Source organism: Peribacillus frigoritolerans (genome assembly GCF_030676415.1).
GTDB lineage: Bacteria > Bacillota > Bacilli > Bacillales > DSM-1321 > Peribacillus > Peribacillus frigoritolerans_A.
The window spans coordinates 101,247-122,560 of the sequence record NZ_JAUUTW010000014.1 but is presented as its reverse complement, the minus strand read 5'-3'; the positions used below and the strand labels follow the sequence as shown (position 1 = coordinate 122,560).

The window sequence follows — 21,314 nt, the reverse complement described above, 5'->3', positions numbered from 1 at the left end:
AAATGAATTAAAAAGTACATAAGCGAGACCCCTAAAGTAAAAAGTGATGGATAGGGGGGCTTGATTGTCCTGATTATAATGGGGATGAAACTTAAAGTAGATATATATCGAGGCTTTACAGGATTTGTTCCCTAATGAAGCAATAGGTTGATAGTTCAGCAAAGGGGATAGGCCAATATGAAAATAAAAGTCGAATTCCTTCACAGCTAGGAATTCGACTTTTTAGTTTGTTTTAAGTAACGCCCCTATAGCAATTCTTCACAATATTAATTCCAGGTGATCTCTAATACGGACTCTTAAACAACCCGTGACGTGAAAATTTTTCGATAACGGCTATCCTATTTAACTCATTCAAATGTTCCTTTTACCAACGGAATGCCCTTTTCTACCATAACTTGTCCTCTTGCCAATACAGTGGCGATTGCCAAAGTTTCCTTTTGCAATAATACGATATCAGCATCCTTCCCGGTTTGGATACTGCCCTTGTTTGATAGTTTCAGCACTTGTGCAGGATTCGTGGTGATGACCTTCAGTGCCGTTTCAAGGGGGATTCCTTCTTCTAAAACAGAATCACGCACTTCGTGATATAGCGAAGATACTTTTCCTACTTGAAGGCCTGCATACTCCCCATGAGTGTTGAAAATTGGAAGGCTTGCCTGCCCGTCTGAAGAGAAGGTGATGTGTCCGACTGGAATCCCTTCTTCAAGCATCTTGCGCAAGGCCAGGCTGCACTTCACTTCGCCATCATCCAGAAACTGAGGAATGGTGCTTGTAGTAAAGTCTACGTACCCGCCCCGCTTAGCGTAATCAATTCCCGCCTTGAATAATTCTTCATTACGGTTGATATGTGTCGGATGGAGCTGTCGAATCGGAATGTTTGTTTTATCAGCAATTGCATGTAACAACGAGAGCTCGCCATCTCCGTCTCCTACATGAACTTCTAATATACCTGCTTTTCCTGACAGAATACCGCCGTTGCGTGCCGCTGCGGCGATTTGGTCAATTCTTCAAGAGTGGGTTCTGATGATCTATGGTCGGAGATGGCAATCTCCCCGACACCGATAATTTTGTCGATGAAAATAAGGTCATCTTCGATTTTTCCTGTCAATGTTTTTACTGGCACTTGGTAGGAGCCTGTATGTATGAAACAGGAAATACCCTCTTCTTCAAGCGCCCGGGCCTTGGCAAGCAGGCTTTCCATTCTACGCGTAGTCCCGTCCGTACCAAGCAAGCCGACAAGCGTTGTAATACCTGAAGTCGTAATATCCGTAAGCATCAGCTCGGGGGTGCGGGTTTTGAATCCGCCCTCGCCGCCTCCGCCAATAATATGAACATGTGAATCTATGAAACCTGGAACAACCAAAAGATTGGTCGCATCAACGATTTGAATAGGGGCAAAGTTTTCAGGAACCTCGATTCTGTCATCTATGAATGCGATTTTATCGCCTGTAATCAAAACGTCTTTCCGTCCTAAGTAATCAGGTGAGTATATCTCGCCATTTTTTATTAAAGTTAGCAATGCGTTTCTCCTCCAGTTATTAATTCGTGTTTTATATCAGAATGGACCATAACCGATGAAGTGAGCCGAGATGACAGCTATCAATCCGATGAGATATTGAATGAGTACCAGCGGCAGAATCCTCCACTTCGCCCATTTCGTCCATGGTATGCCCGCGATTGCCAAGCCCGCCATCAAGGTGGTTGCGGTCGGGAAAATCATATTTCCAATTCCGTCCGCAAAAGAGAAAGACAACACTGCAGTTTGGCGTGTAATATCCAATAAGTCTGCTAGCGGAACCATGATTGGCATGGTCAACATCGCATGACCGGTGCCGGAAGCTAGAATAAAATGAATGAGAGTTTGGAAGCTGTACATGCCGGCAACGCTTAAATAGGCCGGAATATGCTGAATAGCTTCAGATAGTTGATGCAGCATAGGGTCGACGATATGTCCCTCATTCAATACGACAAGAATGGCACGTGATACGCCGATTATCAAAGCGCCGCCGAGCAAGGCTGCAGATCCATTGGTAAAGGAGCTGACGATGTGATCTGCAGACAATTTTCCGATGATTCCAATTACAATTGTCAATATAATGAATAAGGCAGCAATTTCTGTCATGTACCATTGGAACTTGATGACTCCAAACGCCAAGACGATATAGTTAATTAAGAAACCGCCTAAAATGAACTTATGTCTCGCTGTTAACTTCACACTTGATTGCAGCAGTTTTATCGATTCTTCTTTAGTATATTTTCCATAGATTCCGATGGCAGGATTTTTCTTTACCTTCATTGCGTAACGATGGATATAAAGAACGGAAACAAGGTAGACGATAATAAATAAAATAAGGCGCAACCCTATTCCTGAGAACATCGGCAATTCAGCAATTCCTTGCGCAAGTCCTACTGTGAAAGGATTCATGATGGCAGTCGTGAACCCTGACAATGCCCCAACAATGACGATGGCGGTTCCTGTAATTGTATCGAACCCGAGAGCCAACGCCAGCGGAATGATAAGAGGAAGATAAGCTAGCGTTTCCTCCGCCATTCCCATTAAGGAGCCGCCTACAGCAAAAAACAGCATCACGACAGGAATCAATAGCTTTTCACGTGTCGCCAACTTCCGAGCCATTGTGGCGATAAGCACATCAACAGTCCCTGTTGCTCTTAAAACACCGAAAAAACCTCCGATTATCAATAAGAAAAAGATAATATTACCGGCTTCTACCATTCCAGTGTGAATCGCTTTTATCATATCGAACAATTCGACCGGTGCAGATTCTATCCATTTAAAAGAATTGGCGTCAACAGTTGTCCGTCCATCTGCTTCAATCCGTGCATATTCCCCGGCCGGCAAAATGTAAGTGAATAGAGTTGCTATTGCGAGAATGCAGAGCAGCAATACAAAAACATTGATTTTTCTCTCTTTTTCTTTCGTTGTTTCAAGCGAAACAGCCTTCTCTTCAATTTGGCTCATAAGTGTCTCTCCTTTGTTTTTAAAATAAGTGTGGAACTAATACGCTTACAAAATATTGCCGGCATATCGACTATCATCTGTTTATTTAGTATTCTGCTGTTTCCCTCCTTTTCAAATCCATAGGCACTTCAATGCTTTTATATATGCAAATTCTGTGCCAATATCGGGTAATTGATTTTTATGGAAACTTTATGGTTGGATTAAAGTTTAATGTCTTTATTGGTTCTTTTTGGTGATATAATAGTACCAATTAAAAGACAGGTAGGTGTTTTTATGTCAAAATCATCACTTACACTTATAGCGGGAAGCTCAAAAACAAAGGAAGCCTTGCAGGAGCAACTGGAACAACTGCTTGGAGACTATGTTCATGTCAAAAGCCATGCTGCCGATGAAGGAATACCTCGATCTCTGGGAGATGGGATTATCTTGTATTCATCAGATGCCGCATACGATAAGAAAAAGGGAATGTATAGCGTAAATCCCGAGAAAATAATTGTGGGAAAGAGAACTGTTAATCATGAATACATTGACAAGCTATTAAGATTACCAGTGGGTTCGGCAGTACTTTTGGTGAATGATGATGATGATGCAACTATAAACCTTATTGAATCCTTATATCAGCTTGGTATCGATCATGTTCAATTTATCCCTTTCAGGAAGGGGATTTTATTTTATGAGAATGTCAAAATTGCCGTTTCACCAGGAGAAACACATCTGTGCCCCTCTTACATAAAAGAAGTAATAGATATAGGCGTGCGTCTTTTTGATATAACAACAATTCTGGAAGTTGTGGAATGCTGCGGTTTACAAAAGGATATATCTTCGAAGATTTCAGAAAGGTATATTAGCAATATCATTGAATTACAACGTAAGCTGTTATATGCAGAGCGTGATGCCAAGCAGATGAGCGATCACATCCAAAATGTCTTGGGGACTGTCGATGACGGAATATTGGTCGTTAACGAGGAAGGTCTGATAACGGTATTCAATAATCAGCTTGCGGCATTGTTCCATGTTGATGCACAAGATATGGTTAATAAGTATCTAGAGCATGTAATGGATCGCCGGGATATTAGCGAATTCATCATGAAAAGTAATGATGAAAGCAAGTTCTTCAATATAGATGGCGTGGATATCGTAATTTTCCGGTTACAAATGATGAAAGAAAATACAATCGTCGCAACCTTCAAAAGCGTACATCAAGCCTTTGAAATAGAAAAGACCGCTCAAAGAGAATTGCGAAATAAAGGATTTTATACAAAATACTGCTTTGAAGATATTATCGCCGAGGATGAAGTAATGAAAGAGCGTAAGCAGATTGCCAAGAAGCTTGCCCTGTCAGAGCATCCGATTTTGATTCAGGGAGAGACAGGAACAGGAAAAGAACTGTTTGCTCATGCTATTCATGAGCATTCTTTGCGAAAGAACGGACCGTTTCTGGCTGTCAACTGTAGCGCTTTAACAGAAACGTTACTTGAAAGTGAATTATTTGGCTACGAAGAAGGGGCATTTACAGGGGCACAAAGGGGAGGCAAGAAAGGACTGTTTGAAATGGCGGATAACGGGACTATCTTTTTGGATGAAATTGGTGACATAAGTCTCACGGTTCAATCCCATCTGCTTCGAGTTCTTCAGGAGGGGGAAATCCGTAGAATTGGGGGCAAAAGAATCATTCCCATTAATGTTAGGGTGATTACCGCGACGAATAAAAATCTTCAGGATAAGATGCGGGACGGTTCATTCAGAACAGACTTGTTTTACCGGCTGAATGTACTCAATCTTTACATACCGGCACTCAAAGAGAGAAGAGCGGATATTCCACTTTTGATAAAGCATCTCATCACAAAAAGCGGGAAGTGGGTAAAAGTAGAGCACGACGTTCTGGAGTATTTCATGCAATATGAATGGCCCGGCAACATACGTGAACTTAAAAGCACAATCGATTACATGCTGACGGTTTGTGAGGGGTATGTCGTGACGAAAAGTGACCTTCCGTTCATGCACGGGAATAAAGAAGACAGTGTGACGGCAGATTATCCCGTCTGTAAAAGTATGCTGGAAATTCAGGAGCGCGCATTCATCTTGGAAGTAATCAAGCAATGTAATGATAAAGGAAAAGCGGCAAGCAGAGAACTGATTTCTAGTCAAAGTCAAGAATCGGACTTTGTCTTGTCCCCTCAGCAGATCCGTCGCCGCTTGGATATATTAGAAATCGAAGGATTTATCGTCAAAGGCAGAGGAAGGGCAGGCACTAAGATCACCGCTGAGGGAATAGAGTATTTATATTTTCTTAAGTCAAAGCAGGCTATGCACTGATATAATTAGTCACTACCAATATCGGGAGTTTGCTAATTTAAGATTTTTACAAGTTATAGAAAATCTAAATCTGAAGTTTAATAGGTTAAATTTCCAATGTTAACAGCCTCATTTCTCAGTGTCATAAAAGAGAAATGGGGCTTTTTTAACATCGATTATAATTTAGTTCTTTTTACTATAATTGGCCCTTTTTCACTCCGTGTCGTTTCGCAGCTTTTTCCAACAAGAATCATATATCGCTAAAAGCATGATCATTTATTAACGTCTTCAAAATATGCTTAGTCAGCATTGATGCATCCGTGTTTTTCCAAACTGCCGATATGGAACTGGATAATTCCGAGTTATCAATGTTTAAGGCTTTAACTTGGCTTTTTCCCAACAAACTCACCATATCTTCCGGCATGAGGGCTACGCCTAAGTTATTGGATATTAAATTGGCGATCGTCAGTAATTCAGAGCCTTTACATAATTCTTTAGGTGAAAATCCAGCAGTCAGACAAGCCTTTTCCAAAAGGAATTGAAGGGAGTGTGCTTGAACGGCATCATAATGGATAAAAGGTTCGTCTTTTGCTTCGTATAAATGTATAGCATCTTTTTGGGCTAGTGGATGATCAATGGAAACGACTAATTGTAAAGGGAACCTCATGAATTCAATCATGTTTAATCCTTCATTGGCGATGATGTTACTGTGAATGGGCGTTCGGATGAATCCGATGTGATAATTTTGTTGGTTTACGAGTTTTACAGCCCTTGAGGATGTTGTTTCATGCACGTAAAATTCTGTTTCCGGGTATTCCCCCACAATCTTTTTCAATAACTTCGGGATATATATGCTAGCTGCAGAGGGGACGGTAGCAATCTTCAGTTTAGGCTTGGGGATGGTTTTATTTTCAACTATGTAATTCACTGTTTTCTCAATATCTTCAAAGGAAGGAGCAAGTTTTTTATAGATATACTCCCCTTCTTCCGTCAATGTGATTTTTCTTGTCGTTCGATTTAATAGCTTAAAGCCTAATTGTTTTTCGAGGGATGAAATTTGTTGGCTAAGTCCGGGCTGGGATATATGCAGGGTTTTGGAAGCCTCACTGAAACTAAGATGGTTAGAAACCTCTATGAAATAACGGAGGGATAGGAAATTCAAACAATCACCCACTTCAGTTGGATTTAAAATACAAGGCTAAGAAAGGACGAACCTTTAATTCCCTCTCAAACAAAAGCTGGCTATGACGATTAAAGGATAGAAGTGCTAGGTTGATCATTTTATAACTTAGACTTATAAGTTTATAACAATAATATATTTCTAAAATAGAAGAGTCAATATTATCCTTAAATAAATGGTGAATAAGCAATAAAAGGTAAAATACTCCCATTTATTATCAGAATTTCCTGTTTTTTAATAGGTGTTATTACACATTTGTGCTTATTGATTTGATTTCTATAAAACTTATTAATGTATTGCTAGTGCTTTCGGAGGGTGTGTCTAATTTTGTAAAAAAAGGGAAAGTGAGGCGGTCGGTAGAATAATAACACTATCATCTTTTGCAGATGATGAAAACACATGAGGGGGAGTTTTATGAAAAAATTTCATAAGTGCTTTTTATTGGTTATGATTTTGACGGTCACTGGTATTATCACGGCATGCAAAGACAGTAATGAAGGTGTCTCCAGTACTGGTAACCAAAACTTGAGTTTGTTGACTGGTGGAACGGGAGGTACATACTATCCACTCGGAGGACAAATTGGAAAAATCATTTCCGATAAAACAAAAGCGAATATAACACCTCAGACATCCGGTGCCTCGGCTGAAAATATGGAAACTATAAGAGTTGGAGAAGCTGAAATCGCTTTTTCGCAAACGGATATCGCTGCATATGCACTGGAAGGAAAAGAAATGTTTGACGGGAAACCCATAGACAATATACAAGCGATCAGTTCTCTATATCCTGAAACGGTTCAAATTGTAGCGACGGCAAAGAGTGGAATTAAATCGGTCGAGGATTTGAAAGGTAAAAAGGTATCAGTGGGTGCACCGGGTTCTGGTGCTTACATCAATGCCATGCAAATCCTGGAGATTCATGGGTTATCTGAGAAAGATATTAAAGGACAAAACCTATCTTTCGATGAGTCGGCGGAAGGAATCCAAGCAGGAAATATTGATGCAGCTTTCATTACGGCCGGAACACCAACTGGTGCAGTTGAGGCGCTGTCCGTACAAAATGATATTATTATCCTGCCTATTGCAGAGGACAAGATTCAAGCATTGGTTAAAAAGTACCCATACTATGCTGAAGACACAATTCCTAGCGGTACGTACAAAATAAAATCTGAGGTAAAAACAGTTGCTGTTAAAGCGATGTTAGTGGTTACAAAGGATCTTGATGAAGATTTAGTTTATGAAATGACTAAAGCTGTTTATGACAACACAGATCAAATCACTCATGCAAAAGGCGAGTTCATTACAGCTGAGACAGCACTTGAAGGTTTAGGGGATATGGAAGTTCATCCGGGCGCGGCAAAATACTTTAAAGAAAAAGGTGTTTCCAAGTAATGCAATTTGGTCGGTAGCTCGCTTTTTGTGGCCTATCGGCTTCGTTTTTTTCTGAATGGGGTTTCTGAAAGGAGGTACCTATGAAATTCAAGATATTCATGGCGTTTGGTATACCTCTGATCATCGCATTTCTAATATTTTTTCCGTATAAACATGTCATTGCATTTTCCTACCAGGACCAAGGGGAATTAGTCGCGTACTTGCCATTGAAAAGCGAAAAAAATTTCCGGATTAAATATACACACTCCATCCACCTTTCGGATGTACTGGAATCATATCGTTTTTCCGATAAGCAAATCATACAAACCGAACTAGCTTATCATGATTTTGCAGTTGGTATGCCTTCCAATGCAGAGGGAGAGGAAGTATTCGAAGAGAAAGACGGTACTTACTTCATAAAAAATATGAATCGCAATTTCGCTTATATAGATTTACGGGTAGGACAAGTCAGAGCTAACCATAGATTGGTATATGATGAAAAAACATATACATTGGCTGACTTTATTAAGCCAGGAACATGGGTCAGGATTTCATCGGAAAGAATTTCAATTTGGGAACAGTTGAAGGGAGTGAAGATTCATGGCTGATAAAGAAAAAGTGAAGTATTTAACCGAAGCGGAACAACAGGAGTTATTGGAAAAATATGATCCAGAAGCCGGGACTAGGAAATTAACTGGTGTCTTGGGTCACATTGCGTTTTTTGGACTTTTAGCTTTTTCTTTATTCCAAGTATATACTGCTATTTTTGGTGTTTTTACAGCACAAATCCAACGGACGATACATTTAGGGTTTGCACTCTCCCTGATTTTTTTACTATTTCCTGCAAACCGTAAGAAGCGTCAAAAAGGAAAGTTTCAAATTGCCTGGTACGATGTCATTTTAGCGATTCTTAGTATCGGGGTAGGTGCATATTGGCCCTTATTTTTCGAAGATATCGTCATGAATGTAGGACGTTTGGGCGCATTGGATTTTGCGGTTGGTTTAATGGCCATCCTGCTGGTTTTGGAGGCAACCAGGCGTGCAGTAGGGATTCCTATTATGGTCATTGCTTTACTATTCATTTTCTATGGAATTTTTGGACAGTATATGCCGGGATTCCTCGCTCATCGCGGTTTAACTTTGGAACGTTTGGTGCAAACGATGTTCTTCTCGACAGAGGGCATTTTAGGTACCCCGTTAGCGGTGTCATCGACATTCATCTTCCTATTTTTACTGTTTGGTTCCTTTCTGGTCCGTACAGGAGTCGGCCAATACTTCAATGATCTCTCAACGGCTATTGCTGGCAGAAGGATAGGGGGACCTGCCAAGGTTGCAATTTTCTCCAGTGCTCTGCAAGGCACCATCAGCGGAAGCTCTGTTGCTAATGTTGTCACTTCAGGAGCATTTACGATACCGATGATGAAAAACCTTGGATATAAGAAGGAGTTCGCTGGGGCAGTGGAAGCAGCCGCTTCGACAGGCGGTCAATTAATGCCTCCGATAATGGGGGCAGCGGCATTTTTAATGGTTGAGTTCATCGGGAATGGGATCACGTATTGGGATATAGCAAAGGCAGCTGCGATTCCAGCTATCCTTTACTTTTCAGGAATTTGGATCATGACCCATTTTGAAGCGAAACGACTTGGGCTGCGTGGATTAACGAAAGAAGAAATGCCAAGTAAAAAGGAAGTGTTCGGCAAATTTTACTTATTGATACCGATCCTTGCCATTATCTTCTTGCTCATGCTGAATATCACGGTTACACATGCAGCACTGTATTCCATTGTTATCTCGGTTCTTGTAGGTGTCATAAACAAGGATGTCCGCATGAAATTCATCGATATCATTTATGCATTGGTGGATGGAGCTCGGACAGCACTTGCAGTTGCAGCAGCAACCGCAGCAGCCGGCATTATTGTAGGAATCGTTACGAAAACTGGATTAGGGCTGAAGCTGGCTAATGGGTTAATCGATTTGTCTGGTGGATATTTGATACCAACATTGATGCTAACGATGGTAGCGGCACTTATTTTAGGAATGGGTTCACCTACGACCGCCAATTATGTAATCACATCGACGATTGCAGCACCTGCGATAATTTTGCTTGGTGTACCTGATTTATCAGCCCATTTATTCGTTTTCTATTTTGGCATTATAGCAGATATAACTCCTCCAGTTGCTTTAGCGGCATTTGCAGCGGCAGGTGTAGCAGGCGGTGAACCGATAAAAACGGGGATTGAATCATCAAAACTTGCTATCGCCGCATTCATCATTCCATATATTTTTGTTCTTTCCCCACAAATGCTAATGATTGATACAACTTGGGTGGAGGTTGCATGGGTCGTTCTTACAGCAATGTCCGGCATGATTGCAATTGGTGCGGGGGTTATTGGTTACTGGATGAGGGGGATGCACTGGTTAGAAAGAGTCCTCGCTATAATCGTTGGTTTACTATTAATCTATCCTGAAACGATATCGGACATCGTAGGGGTATCTGCATTTATCGTATTGTTGGCTTTACAATATCTTTGGAAGAGTGACAATCACGACAGCTCCAAAATCTTGGGAAATAACCAAAGCATAGAGAAAAATTAGTCTACGAATATCGATCCCGAAGTAAAGGGTAGAGCTGAACCTTTAGGGGGGTGGTTTTTTGAAGTGAAACATCATTGAGAACGCAAAGCCCAATGGGAATGTGCAGACTGCTATTATATCGAGACAAACAGCATATTCCTACTATAGACATCTGCTCGTATATCCACTTGCCTTATGATAAAACCCTAATCTGTTTTATTTTGAAAGGAGACTAATTCATGAAATTTTTAAAAAGTTTTATTTTAGTTACTTTCAGTTTCTTTTGTATGATCACACCAGCTTTTGCAAGTGTCCCTGGAGTGGATGAGTCAATGGGGAAGGGTTTTAAAGATGGAATCGTATCAGTTTCTCATCCGTTAGCGGCTGAAGCGGGTATAAAGATACTAAAACAAGGTGGAAATGCAGTCGATGCAGCAGCTGCCATTCAATTATCGTTAAATGTAGTTGAGCCAATGATGTCTGGAATCGGCGGCGGTGGTTTTATCATGATTTATAATAAAAAGGAAAATAAAATAACGATGATCGATAGCCGCGAAATGGCACCGCAAAATGTTACGCCTGAACTTTTTTTAGATGATAAGGGAAAACCTATTCCTTTTAGTAAACGGCACATATCCGGGAAAGCGGTTGCTGTTCCCGGAACACTTATGGGGGTCGAAACTGCTCTAGAGAAATATGGAACATTGAAATTATCACAAGTTATGGACGAAGCCATTATACAAGCTGAAAAAGGGGTAAAAGTCAATTGGGCGACAGCTCAATATATCGGTGAAAATGTAAAAAAACTTGAAAATAACCAAGCGGCTGCAAAAGTTTTTGTGCCAAATGGAAAACCATTGGAAGAGGGAGATACACTCGTTCAGCCAGATCTGGCAAAGACTCTTAAGTTAATAAAAGAACAAGGTTCCAACGTTTTTTATAAAGGTGAAATCGGGGAAGCACTTACCAAGGAAGTTCAAAAACGTGAAGGAACGATGACAAAAGAGGATTTGGAAAACTATGTGGCGAAAGAGAGAGAGCCAATTAAATCGGAATATAGGGGCTTTGAAGTGGTGGGGGCAGCTTCACCAAGTTCAGGCAGCTTGACTGTCCAGCAAATCCTGGAGCTGATGGAAGGATTCGATGTACAAAAGATGGGGGCGAACTCTCCTGAGTATCTTCACTATCTAACGGAAGCCATGCATCTAGCTTTTGCCGATCGTGCTGCCTATATGGCAGATGAAGATTTTTATGATGTACCTACAAAAGGACTATTGGATGAAGATTATATAAAAGAAAGAAGAAAACTCATTAATCCAAATAGATCAACAGCAGATGTCAAAGCAGGCGATCCATGGAAGTATGAGGGCAAAGAACCCCCTTCAATGGAGAAGGTAAAAGAAGAGAAAACCCCGATCGGACAAACGACTCACTTTTCTGTAATGGATAAATGGGGAAATATGGTTGCTTATACGACTACAATCGAGCAAGTATTCGGTTCAGGTATCATGGTACCAGATTATGGATTCATGCTTAATAATGAAATGACGGATTTTGATGCCACACCGGGTGGAGTTAACCAGGTGGAACCAAGAAAAAGACCAAGAAGCAGTATGTCCCCGACCTTTGTATTAAAAGATGGTAATCCCTTCATGGCCATTGGTTCACCAGGCGGGGCGACGATAATCGCATCGGTATCTGAAACGATTATGAATGTGCTTGATCATCAAATGCGTATTCAAGATGCGATATATGCGCCACGTATTTATTCTGCTGGTTATCCGACAGTTAGATGGGAGCCGGGAATTGAACAAAATACAAGGTTGGAGTTAATGGCAAAAGGCCATGTTTATGAAGAAAAACCCCAACATATCGGAAATGTGCAAGCTGTTATTTTTGATTATGAAAAGGGGAAAATGTATGGGGGAGCCGATAATACGAGAGAAGGAACTGTTCAAGGAGTGTATAATGTTTCCCATAAATCGAAAAAGCCAAATGAAATAAAAGAAGAAAAGAAAGGACCGTTTACCTTAAAAGTGAATGGAGCCGTTTATCCTTATACAGCTGAACAAATGAAACTGATAGATGAAAAACCCTATATCCAATCAGACAAATTGTTACTTGGTTTGGGTGTAATTGGATCAGGGGACTTAGAAACATTTGAACCTGATAAAAAATCGTATCTACCGGTGTTAAGAGTAGCGAAATCCCTAGGATATAAAGCAAAATGGAACGAAAAAGACAAAGAGGCACTATTGGAAAAAGATCCGGCGGATATTGAAGATCCAGAGGATGATGGTAGTGTCACGAATTAATTTCTTTTCTAAGTCTGCTTGAGTATAAAATCGAATTTTATATGATCCTAAACTCTTGAAAACCCCTGAATTCTCTATGAAAAGAGAGGTCTGGGGTTATTTTTTGTTCATAGCATCCCTATATTAATCACATCTGATTAATTTAAATATGCATGACCGCTTAAATTGAGTTTTTCCTGTTCAATTGCTGATGTTGCTAAAATTTTTATCGTTACATCATCCATCGGAGGATTGTGTAAACCAGCTCTAACATCCCTATAGTGCCTTTGTAGTGGATTATTGCGTTGAAGGCTTTTTGCACCGACTATTCGCATGGCTTTATCGACAATTGTAATGGCTGCGTTTGTCACAATATGTTTTGCAGCCCCCAGCTCATTTGTGAAATGAATTCTTCGTGATTCATCATCATAAGCCTCGGCAACGCTATATAAGAAATGCCTGGCTTTCATCAATTCCAAATCAATTTCCCCTAGCAGTTGTTGGACATTAGCCAGCTGGCTGATAGGTGCATTTATACTGTTTGGAGAATAGTCATTGGCAAAGTGTATGGCGTAATCCCTTGCAGCCTGCGCAATGCCAAGGTAACAAGCTGGAATATGAAGGATCCACGCATTGAATCTTTTTCCACTTGGCATTTCAGGTAACTCAACAAGTTTTGAATCATCCACTTCAACATCTTTAAGGACCAAATCATGACTTCCTGTCCCCCTCATTGAAATTACGTCCCATGTTTCATCTATGTAGAGCCCATCCAAATCTTTATGCAGGAGAAAAAATCCAACCTTTTTCTTTTCCTCGATCCATGCTGAAACTAGGAAATAAGTTAAAACTGGGGACATGGTTGTATAGGTTTTACGTCCAGAAATAACCCAGTAATCTCCCTTTTTGACTGCCTTCGTTCCGGGGCGTCCCCCGCGAGTCGGACTGCCAGTTTGCGCTTCACTAACGGAACGGTTCACTAAAGCGCCATTTAGAACTTCCCCAGCAATAAAATCTAAGTTCTTTTTTGTCCAACTTTCCTGTTCAAAAAGGTCTCCTATCACTCCAAGGTTCCAACCAATCGATAGCGCAGTCGCTGAATCAAAACTAGCCAATGTTTCTTGAAGGAGAATCATGTCATAAACTTTTAACCCTCCGCCACCATAGGATTTGGGAAGAGTTGAACTTGTATATCCCATACGAATTAAATCTTGAATATGTTCTTTCGGAAAAAAGGCCAATTCATCAATTTGCGCAGAATTATTTTTGAATTTTGATTCTACTTCATATAATTTTTTCAGCCACGCTTTTTGACTCTCCGTCTTAATGAATAGGTTAATCACACGGTTCCCTCCTTCATGTATGATGATGCATTCCCCTTTGTTTCTGCTAAATCCAATTAATCATATTGGTTTAAATGATAATTAAGGTGGGTTTATTTGTCAAGGGAATTTAAGATTGTATATTCATTAAACTTTTCTAGAAATCTTTGCACATTCATATCAATAGAATTCCTTTAATAACAGAGTTGTGAACAGTTATTTGAAAATTTTAAAAATTCATTGACTTTACAAAAGTATCCATCTATTATGTTTATTACCAAATAACTTATTTAACCTACCGAAATAGTTGGTATTGAGTGATGGAGGTGATGTACGTATTTCCTTTGAATTTCATGAAATTCAAATGCAAGTAAAAAAACATCGTAAAACGAAAGGGGATTCACTATGAAAAATAAAAAATTTCTCCATGTTTTAACTATCGCTTTAGCGTTTGTAACCATATTAGCGGGGTGCGGTTCAGGTACATCAACCAGTAATGAAGCCGATGCAAATTCAGGTAACACTTCAGGTGTCCGAAAGGTAAAAGTGGCATATGACCAAGCGTCAAAACCAATGTCTTGGCTGGATGAGAAGGGAAGACCAACTGGATATGATGTGGAAGTTATGAAATTGGTTGATGAATTACTACCGGCATACGAATTCGAATATATTGGCACATCAAGCGATGACCTGTTAGTTGGCATTGAACAAGGTAAATATCAAGTGGGGGTTAAAAATGCCTTCTGGACAGAGGAAAGGACTGAGAAGTTCATCTTTCCTAAAGAATTCCTTGGATTAAGCAGCGCGGGCCTTGTTTTAAAGAAAGAAAATGAAAAGATCAAAAATCTGAAGGACTTTGCTTCAGCTGGCTTTTCCTTGGCACCAATCGCAGCAAACAACGCTCAATACACGATCGTTGATGAGTATAATCAGGCCAATCCTGACAATAAGGTGAAATTGAAAGCCGGAGATGCATTCACTGTAGATGTAATTCAATGGGTAAATGAAGGCCGTGTAGACGGTGGAATAGCGATCGAGGGAGCTTTTATGAAGCAAGTGGCCAGCGATGGCCCCTATCATAATTTAGTGGATGATCTAGTTTACAATGAATTCGCAGTCATTAAAACCTGGCCATTATTCAACAAAAAAGAACAAAAATTCGCAGATGCTTATGATGAGGCGATAAAAAAAATAAAAGACGAAAAGAAGACGAATGAATTAAGCAAAAAGTTTTATGGCCGGGATTTATTTGAAGTGTTGGGAACTGTAGAAAGATGATAACGAAGCCCTTAGCAAAACAAGCATTAAAATGTCAATCAATAGGTTATGACTTGTCATTTTCTTTATATGGCTTTTCTTGGAAGGGGCCTCAAATAAACCTTGGTATTTAAAGAGATGTCAAGTTTTTTATTTACTGGCCTTCTAAAGAATGATTAGTTGAAAATCCCAATCCTCAATGGAAAGCAGATGGAGGTGAAGTATGGAAAAATACTTTGATTTAGCATACATAGCCGAGTCGGTACCATTGTTAGTTCCTTTTCTAAAAGTAACATTAATGGTTACGGGTCTATCGGTCTTGTTCGGGTCAATCTTAGGTTTCATCTTAGCGATCATGAAACTTGGAAATAGTAAAATTGCCAAGAAATTTGCCTATGGATATACAACGATATTAAGATGTACACCCTCTATAGTTCTGCTTTTCTTAACGTATTATGGTATCCCTGCAATTGCAGGGAATTTTGGCATAAATCTCAATGATATTGATAAAGCAGTATTTGTAGTGATAACCTTTTCGCTTCAATTTGCCGCTGCAATGTCAGAAGTTATCAGATCATCGCTTGAATCAATTGATAGAGGGCAATTTGAGGCGGCAGTAAGTGTGGGATTAAGTCATACGCAAGCTTACCGGAGAATAATTTTACCACAGGCTTTTGTAGTCGCGTTACCAAACTTCGGTAACAGCTTACTTGAATTAATGAAAGAAGGATCTTTGGCATATACAATCGGATTGATAGATATCATGGGGAAGGCAGAGCTCATAATAGCCGGAAACTATAATACACATGCATTGGAAATTTATCTTGCATTGGCTGTTATTTACTGGACATTGTCGATTGTCATTGAAAAACTGTTCTTAAAATTGGAAAAGGCATTCAGTAAAGGAAAACAAGTGATAACAACTGCATAGAGGGGTGACAGAATGTCGGAAGGTCTGGATTATAAGTTTTTAGTGGAAACCTTTTTTGTAGCGTTATCAGGGGTGCCAATCACTTTATTCATTACGATTGTAGCTTTGATCGTTGCCCTGCCATTAGGGTTTTTACTTGCTTTATCAAGAATAAATCAAATCCCGGTATTAAATCGTTTAGCACAGATATACGTTTCCTTTGTAAGAGGAACTCCCGTCATTATACAAATTTTCATCATTTATAGCAGTGTGCCATTAATGCTGACTTCTATATTTGAAAGGTATGATGTCGAAATGAAAGTATACGATGTCAACCCGATATGGTACGCATTCATAGTTTTCTCATTGAATACGACAGCTATACTCATAGAAGTGTTTCGTTCGGCAATTAGCACAGTGAGCAAAGGGCAGCTGGAAGCTTCATATGCTGTCGGATTAACAACTGCGCAAGCATTTAGGAGAATTATCATTCCACAGACATTGGTAGTAGCGTTACCGAATATATGTACAGCCACAGTCAATCTGATTAAAGCGACATCTTTGGGCTATGCTCTTTCATTGCAGGAAATCACTTTAAGGGCCAAGGTAGCTGCCAATGTAGGCTACAATTATGTTGAGGCATATATTGATATCTTTCTTGTATACCTAATTTTATGTAGTTTAGTTGAATACTTGTTTAAAAGGTATGAAAAACGAGTGAGCAGGTTTAAAGCAGTGAGCATCTGAAAAAAGAGCAGGGGTGGCAGAAATGTTAGAAATTACAAATATTCATAAATCATTCGGTGAAAATGAGATTTTAAAAGGTGTGGATTTAAAAATAGACAAGGGTGATGTGGTGGTAATCTTGGGTCCAAGTGGTTCTGGTAAGACCACATTACTTCGATGCATTAACTTTCTTGAAAAAGCCGATCAAGGGCATGCCGTTTTTGGAGATATTGATGTAAGTCTTAGGACGGCATCAAAAAAAGTGATCCATGGAATTAGGCAAAAGATAGCCTTTGTTTTTCAAAATTATAATCTTTTTACTAATAAAACGGCATTGGAAAATGTGACGGAAGGACTGGTTATTGGAAGGAAGATTGCGAAAGCAGAAGCATATGAGATTGGTAAAAAAGCATTGGATAAAGTAGGCTTGTCAGAAAAATATGATGCTTACCCTAGTGAACTATCAGGTGGTCAGCAGCAAAGGGTTGGGATTGCGAGAGCGGTTGCTTTAAACCCTGACATTATTTTATTTGACGAACCAACTTCGGCATTGGACCCTGAATTGGTCGGAGAAGTACTGACGGTGATGAAGCAAATTGCCAAAGAAGGAACTACGATGTTAGTCGTCACGCATGAAATGTCCTTTGCAAAGGATGTAGCAAACAAAGTGATCTTTATGGATGCAGGTGTCATAGTGGAAGAGGGATCACCTAAAGAAATTTTTGTGAACCCAAAAGAAGAAAGAACGAAGAAGTTCTTAAAAAGGGTATTGCCGGAGGATTATATTTTTTATATTTAGGCCTTTTATTATTGATTGAAACAAACGAGCGGTTAGTTAGGACGTACTTACATGATTTTCGCTATCAGCCCGTTATTCAGAGAATGAATAGAACTATTCAATTAATTGCATGGTTTGGACGTTATTTAAAAAACAAAATGAAGTGAAATAGGGAAAACACATGAAACACCTGAAAATGTGAGGGGAACTCACATATTTGGAAGGAAGTCTTAAGTGTTTTTCCTTATAACGTTGAATCAAAATAAGTGATAGATCGATTATTTTTTTATTTAATTAATTCGTCATCATTTAGTCACCGGTCCTAACATCACTCTTAAAAAAGCTCTGTATGTCCTCGACTAACCTACATACCGCAGGGGACAGATAACGATCTTTCAAATAAGCCAGGAAAACAGTCCTTTCCAAAAATTTCGAATCAATTTCGCGAATTGCAGTATTGGGCGTTGCAGCGGATTTTATATAGCTTTCCGGTAAAATTGTAACCCCAAGCCCTTCTTCCACCAAACTGCAAGCCGTTTCAAGCCTTTCTATTTCGTATATGATATTGGGAATTGCATTTTCACTCTTAAATGCTCTTAAGATATCATCTCTTGTTTGAAATCCAGTTGTACTGATGATCAATTCTTTCTCTGCAATGTCTTGGAAAGTGATGGACTCTTTTTCGTTTAACTCGTCATCTTTATGGATTAAAAGCATGAATTTTTCATTATAAAGAGGAGTGGACAGAATTTCATCGTTGTTGATGGGCTGGTTGGTGATAGTGAAATGAACATTATACCGATTTAACGAATCGAAAACTTTCTCTTCCCCTAATATTTCCCTGACTTTAATATGAATATTAGGATAATTGATTTTAAAATTCCTGATAATCTTCGGGAACCAATATTTGAAGGATTCTATGGAGCCTATAGATACTGTTCCGCTTCCAACATCCTTCATTTCCTTAAGCTCTACTTGCATATTATCGAATCTTCTTAACAGATCAACAGATCTTGTATAAAAAATCCCCCCTGCTTCCGTGAGCTCAAGCCCTCTTGTATTACGTTCCAAAAGCTGAAAACTAACTTCATTTTCTAATTTCATTATGGCATTGCTTAGGGAAGGTTGTGATATATGCAGGATTTTTGCCGCTTTTGAGAAATTCTTTTCCTGGACAATGGTGGTGAAATACCGAAGTTGACGAAGATCCATTCATTCTCCTTTCTATAGCTTTAAACTATAGATATATTGAATTTTTGTATTGGTAATTATATATTATCTCATTTATAATTTTTAAAAAAGATATTTCGGAATTTTTTAAATAAAGGAGAAATTATGTATACAAATCCGACTTTAAAATATTGGAATGGAAGAATCGATTCCCAATCTGACATGAACAGCTTCAGATACCACCAAAGAGTACGCTTGGCACCGATTTCGGAATTAGCCATCTCTTCCAATGCATCAAGGACCTTTGGATTGATTGGCTTCAAATGTGATGAAGGCGTCAAAAGGAATAAAGGCAGAATTGGTGCTGCAGAGGGTCCTGATCATATTAGGCAGTCATTGGCAAAATTACCCTGTCACTTACCTTCCCAAACCGAGCTGGTGGATGCTGGCGATGTAATATGTGAAAGTACAGAGATGGAGGACGCCCAATCCCAACTGGGATCAGCTGTTGCCCGGATATTGGAGAGTAAAGCGATTCCTATCATACTTGGGGGAGGACACGAAACCCTGTATGGCCATTATCTTGGGGTTAGGAAATCCATTGGACCAAAAGCTAGATTAGGGGTCATTAACATTGACGCTCACTTTGATATGAGGCCTTATGAAAAAGAAAGTTCATCAGGAACGATGTTTAAGCAGATTTTGGACGAAGATCAAAGTTGTGGATATTTATGTGTCGGAATTCAGAAGCAGGGGAATACGAAGGCATTGTTTGAAACTGCTGAGAGAAGTAAGGCCGACTACATATTGGAAGAAGATTTGTCATTGAACGAAATGGATGAAACGAAGCGGCGGATAAATGAATTCGTTAAGGAAAATGACTACATTATTCTTACATTATGTACGGACGTTATTGATTCAGCCTACGCACCTGGGGTAAGTGCTCCATCGCCGTTTGGACTGAATCCGAAATTGGTCCGTGCCCTTATTAGGCATATCGTATCGAATGAAAAGATCCTCTCCTTTGATATTTCGGAAGTGAATCCTTCGTTGGACGAAAATAATAAAACCGTTACATTGGCAGCACATTTAATAAATGAGGTTTTGCTGCATTTTAAATAATGAATGGACATGGAATGGGGACAACTCCAATTAGGTCCTTCCTGAAAGAGCATTCCTTATCGTACCGAATGTAAGGCCTTTCACCATAATCAATTATCCGTATTGAAGCGTAAAACCTTTGACAGCGCCCAGACTGTCCATGAATCATTCATGGACGGTCTTTTTTACGCCTTCTTTACAGGGGTTTATGGTTCCGGGCATCGCTTCGTTGACTACCCCTTTAAAATATAAAGGCATATAGACTCTCCTTTAGAGGATTAACCATGACTCTGCCAAAGTTCAATACTGATACTTGTGGGTTTTTGGTTTATAATAACAATCATCTAGGGGGGATTTTATGAATGAATATAAAGTAACGGTCAGGAATGGCAGTACCTTAATTTTGTCGGAAATCATTAAAGCTGAAGATGAAAGAGAAGTCCTAGGCACTCTATTGATTTCCAGCGAATTATTTAATCAATCATTTACCGACATCAGGATTTTAGAACGCTGATTTGTGCCTGCCCGTTCCATTTGTTACACTGTAATAAATTCTAATACGGTAGGCGATATTTATGTGTGGGCGTTTCACCCTTTTCACTGACATTGAAGAAATAAAAGAACGGTTTGATATTCAAGGATCATTTGATGGGGAATACCAATTCAGCTACAATATTGCTCCCTCTCAATCCGTGCTCTCCGTCATTAATGACGGGGCAAGGAATCGACTTGGATATCTTCGGTGGGGACTCATTCCTTTCTGGGCAAAAGACGAAAAAGAGGGCTATAAAATGATCAATGCCAGAGCGGAAACCATTGCAGAGAAAGCAAGCTTCAAGAATGCGTATAAGAAGAAGAGATGCTTGATAATCGCTGACTCTTTTTATGAATGGAAGAAGACACCAGAGAGAAAAATACCGATGCGAATAAAACTGAAGAATCATGCTCCATTTGGAATGGCCGGTCTCTGGGAATCCTGGAAATCTTCTGAAGGCATCAGCATCTATTCGTGCTCCGTTATAACAACCGTTCCTAATGAGCTAATGACCAGCATTCATGATCGTATGCCTGTCATCCTTAAACCAGAAGATGAAAAAGATTGGTTGAATCCATCCATTAATGATCCTGCATATCTGCAACAATATTTAAAGTCATTCGATTCGGAACAGATGGAAGCATTTGAAGTATCGACTGATGTGAACTCCACTAAAAATAATTCACCTAACCTAATTCAACAAATTTGCTGAGAGGTCATTAGACCTCTTTTTATATGAATCACGTCCCCAAATGGCTATATTTGATGTTTTATCCAAATATAACAAGCATTTCATTATTGAAATCAACTGATTAACTGCTCAT

The 21,314-nt window shown here is 39.6% G+C and carries 16 protein-coding genes and 1 pseudogene; 12 read left to right on the top strand and 5 right to left on the bottom strand.

The window, feature by feature from the left end:
* Window positions 1-347: 347 nt before the first annotated feature.
* Both iadA and Q8G36_RS14820 read right to left on the bottom strand, forming a co-directional pair.
* Window positions 348-1,519, bottom strand: a pseudogene (iadA, locus tag Q8G36_RS14825) (beta-aspartyl-peptidase).
* A 36-nt stretch (window positions 1,520-1,555) separates the two neighbouring features.
* Window positions 1,556-2,980, bottom strand: coding sequence for a YfcC family protein (locus tag Q8G36_RS14820; protein ID WP_305160760.1), 1,425 nt, complete (start codon window positions 2,978-2,980; stop codon window positions 1,556-1,558).
* Between the two features lie 273 nt (window positions 2,981-3,253).
* Here Q8G36_RS14820 and Q8G36_RS14815 point away from each other — a divergent pair, with 273 nt between their 5' ends.
* Window positions 3,254-5,296: a sigma-54 interaction domain-containing protein gene (locus tag Q8G36_RS14815; protein WP_305160759.1), complete on the top strand. Its 2,043-nt coding sequence runs from the start codon at window positions 3,254-3,256 to the stop codon at window positions 5,294-5,296.
* Between the two features lie 229 nt (window positions 5,297-5,525).
* Here Q8G36_RS14815 and Q8G36_RS14810 read toward each other — a convergent pair whose 3' ends face one another.
* On the bottom strand, window positions 5,526-6,437 hold the full coding sequence (locus Q8G36_RS14810) for a LysR family transcriptional regulator (protein WP_305160758.1): 912 nt from the start codon (window positions 6,435-6,437) through the stop codon (window positions 5,526-5,528).
* A 432-nt stretch (window positions 6,438-6,869) separates the two neighbouring features.
* On the opposite strand from Q8G36_RS14810, the gene Q8G36_RS14805 reads away from it, so the two are divergent.
* The 4 genes from Q8G36_RS14805 (at window position 6,870) to ggt (ending at window position 12,712) form a co-directional block, all read left to right on the top strand.
* On the top strand, window positions 6,870-7,844 hold the full coding sequence (locus Q8G36_RS14805; RefSeq protein WP_305160756.1) for a TAXI family TRAP transporter solute-binding subunit: 975 nt from the start codon (window positions 6,870-6,872) through the stop codon (window positions 7,842-7,844).
* An 80-nt stretch (window positions 7,845-7,924) separates the two neighbouring features.
* Window positions 7,925-8,431, top strand: coding sequence for a DUF1850 domain-containing protein (locus tag Q8G36_RS14800; protein WP_305160755.1), 507 nt, complete (start codon window positions 7,925-7,927; stop codon window positions 8,429-8,431).
* A complete protein-coding gene (locus Q8G36_RS14795; protein ID WP_305160754.1) occupies window positions 8,424-10,418 on the top strand; it encodes a TRAP transporter permease in 1,995 nt (664 codons plus the stop codon). The genes Q8G36_RS14800 and Q8G36_RS14795 overlap by 8 nt, the downstream gene beginning before the upstream one ends.
* Before the next feature lie 218 nt (window positions 10,419-10,636).
* Window positions 10,637-12,712: a gamma-glutamyltransferase gene (ggt, locus tag Q8G36_RS14790; RefSeq protein ID WP_305160753.1), complete on the top strand. Its 2,076-nt coding sequence runs from the start codon at window positions 10,637-10,639 to the stop codon at window positions 12,710-12,712.
* 137 nt (window positions 12,713-12,849) lie between these two features.
* Here ggt and Q8G36_RS14785 read toward each other — a convergent pair whose 3' ends face one another.
* Window positions 12,850-14,031 carry an acyl-CoA dehydrogenase family protein gene (locus Q8G36_RS14785; protein ID WP_305160773.1) on the bottom strand — a complete coding sequence of 394 codons (1,182 nt, stop codon included), beginning with the start codon at window positions 14,029-14,031 and terminating at the stop codon, window positions 12,850-12,852.
* 387 nt (window positions 14,032-14,418) lie between these two features.
* On the opposite strand from Q8G36_RS14785, the gene Q8G36_RS14780 reads away from it, so the two are divergent.
* The 4 genes from Q8G36_RS14780 to Q8G36_RS14765 all read left to right on the top strand — a co-directional run bounded on the left by Q8G36_RS14780 (window position 14,419) and on the right by Q8G36_RS14765 (window position 17,705).
* Window positions 14,419-15,291, top strand: a complete 873-nt coding sequence (locus Q8G36_RS14780) for a transporter substrate-binding domain-containing protein (protein ID WP_305160752.1) — start codon at window positions 14,419-14,421, stop codon at window positions 15,289-15,291.
* A 202-nt stretch (window positions 15,292-15,493) separates the two neighbouring features.
* On the top strand, window positions 15,494-16,201 hold the full coding sequence (locus Q8G36_RS14775) for an amino acid ABC transporter permease (protein ID WP_305160751.1): 708 nt from the start codon (window positions 15,494-15,496) through the stop codon (window positions 16,199-16,201).
* Between the two features lie 12 nt (window positions 16,202-16,213).
* The gene (locus Q8G36_RS14770; protein ID WP_305160749.1) at window positions 16,214-16,927 is read left to right on the top strand and encodes an amino acid ABC transporter permease; all 714 of its coding nucleotides are present in this window, start codon (window positions 16,214-16,216) and stop codon (window positions 16,925-16,927) included.
* Between the two features lie 22 nt (window positions 16,928-16,949).
* On the top strand, window positions 16,950-17,705 hold the full coding sequence (locus tag Q8G36_RS14765; RefSeq protein ID WP_305160748.1) for an amino acid ABC transporter ATP-binding protein: 756 nt from the start codon (window positions 16,950-16,952) through the stop codon (window positions 17,703-17,705).
* A 288-nt stretch (window positions 17,706-17,993) separates the two neighbouring features.
* Here the strand turns inward: Q8G36_RS14765 and Q8G36_RS14760 are convergent, their stop codons facing one another.
* Entirely contained in the window at window positions 17,994-18,896 is a 903-nt protein-coding gene (locus Q8G36_RS14760; protein ID WP_305160746.1) for a LysR family transcriptional regulator, read from the bottom strand.
* A 123-nt stretch (window positions 18,897-19,019) separates the two neighbouring features.
* Here Q8G36_RS14760 and hutG point away from each other — a divergent pair, with 123 nt between their 5' ends.
* The 3 genes from hutG (at window position 19,020) to Q8G36_RS14745 (ending at window position 21,202) form a co-directional block, all read left to right on the top strand.
* On the top strand, window positions 19,020-19,976 hold the full coding sequence (gene hutG / locus Q8G36_RS14755) for a formimidoylglutamase (protein WP_305160745.1): 957 nt from the start codon (window positions 19,020-19,022) through the stop codon (window positions 19,974-19,976).
* Between the two features lie 337 nt (window positions 19,977-20,313).
* Entirely contained in the window at window positions 20,314-20,469 is a 156-nt protein-coding gene (locus tag Q8G36_RS14750; protein ID WP_305160744.1) for a hypothetical protein, read from the top strand.
* Window positions 20,470-20,530: 61 nt separating this feature from the next.
* Window positions 20,531-21,202, top strand: a complete 672-nt coding sequence (locus Q8G36_RS14745; protein ID WP_305160743.1) for an SOS response-associated peptidase — start codon at window positions 20,531-20,533, stop codon at window positions 21,200-21,202.
* Window positions 21,203-21,314 lie beyond the last annotated feature (112 nt).

Bases quoted from the DNA above. Each gene is read 5' to 3' on its own strand.
- Q8G36_RS14805 (WP_305160756.1), top strand. From the start codon at position 6,870: ATGAAAAAATTTCATAAGTGCTTTTTATTGGTTATGATTTTGACGGTC.
- Q8G36_RS14770 (WP_305160749.1), top strand. From the start codon at position 16,214: ATGTCGGAAGGTCTGGATTATAAGTTTTTAGTGGAAACCTTTTTTGTA.
- Q8G36_RS14750 (WP_305160744.1), top strand. From the start codon at position 20,314: ATGAATGAATATAAAGTAACGGTCAGGAATGGCAGTACCTTAATTTTG.
- Q8G36_RS14815 (WP_305160759.1), top strand. From the start codon at position 3,254: ATGTCAAAATCATCACTTACACTTATAGCGGGAAGCTCAAAAACAAAG.
- hutG (WP_305160745.1), top strand. From the start codon at position 19,020: ATGTATACAAATCCGACTTTAAAATATTGGAATGGAAGAATCGATTCC.
- Q8G36_RS14760 (WP_305160746.1), bottom strand. From the start codon at position 18,896: ATGGATCTTCGTCAACTTCGGTATTTCACCACCATTGTCCAGGAAAAG.
- ggt (WP_305160753.1), top strand. From the start codon at position 10,637: ATGAAATTTTTAAAAAGTTTTATTTTAGTTACTTTCAGTTTCTTTTGT.
- Q8G36_RS14795 (WP_305160754.1), top strand. From the start codon at position 8,424: ATGGCTGATAAAGAAAAAGTGAAGTATTTAACCGAAGCGGAACAACAG.
- Q8G36_RS14775 (WP_305160751.1), top strand. From the start codon at position 15,494: ATGGAAAAATACTTTGATTTAGCATACATAGCCGAGTCGGTACCATTG.
- Q8G36_RS14800 (WP_305160755.1), top strand. From the start codon at position 7,925: ATGAAATTCAAGATATTCATGGCGTTTGGTATACCTCTGATCATCGCA.
- Q8G36_RS14780 (WP_305160752.1), top strand. From the start codon at position 14,419: ATGAAAAATAAAAAATTTCTCCATGTTTTAACTATCGCTTTAGCGTTT.
- Q8G36_RS14765 (WP_305160748.1), top strand. From the start codon at position 16,950: ATGTTAGAAATTACAAATATTCATAAATCATTCGGTGAAAATGAGATT.
- Q8G36_RS14820 (WP_305160760.1), bottom strand. From the start codon at position 2,980: ATGAGCCAAATTGAAGAGAAGGCTGTTTCGCTTGAAACAACGAAAGAA.
- Q8G36_RS14745 (WP_305160743.1), top strand. From the start codon at position 20,531: ATGTGTGGGCGTTTCACCCTTTTCACTGACATTGAAGAAATAAAAGAA.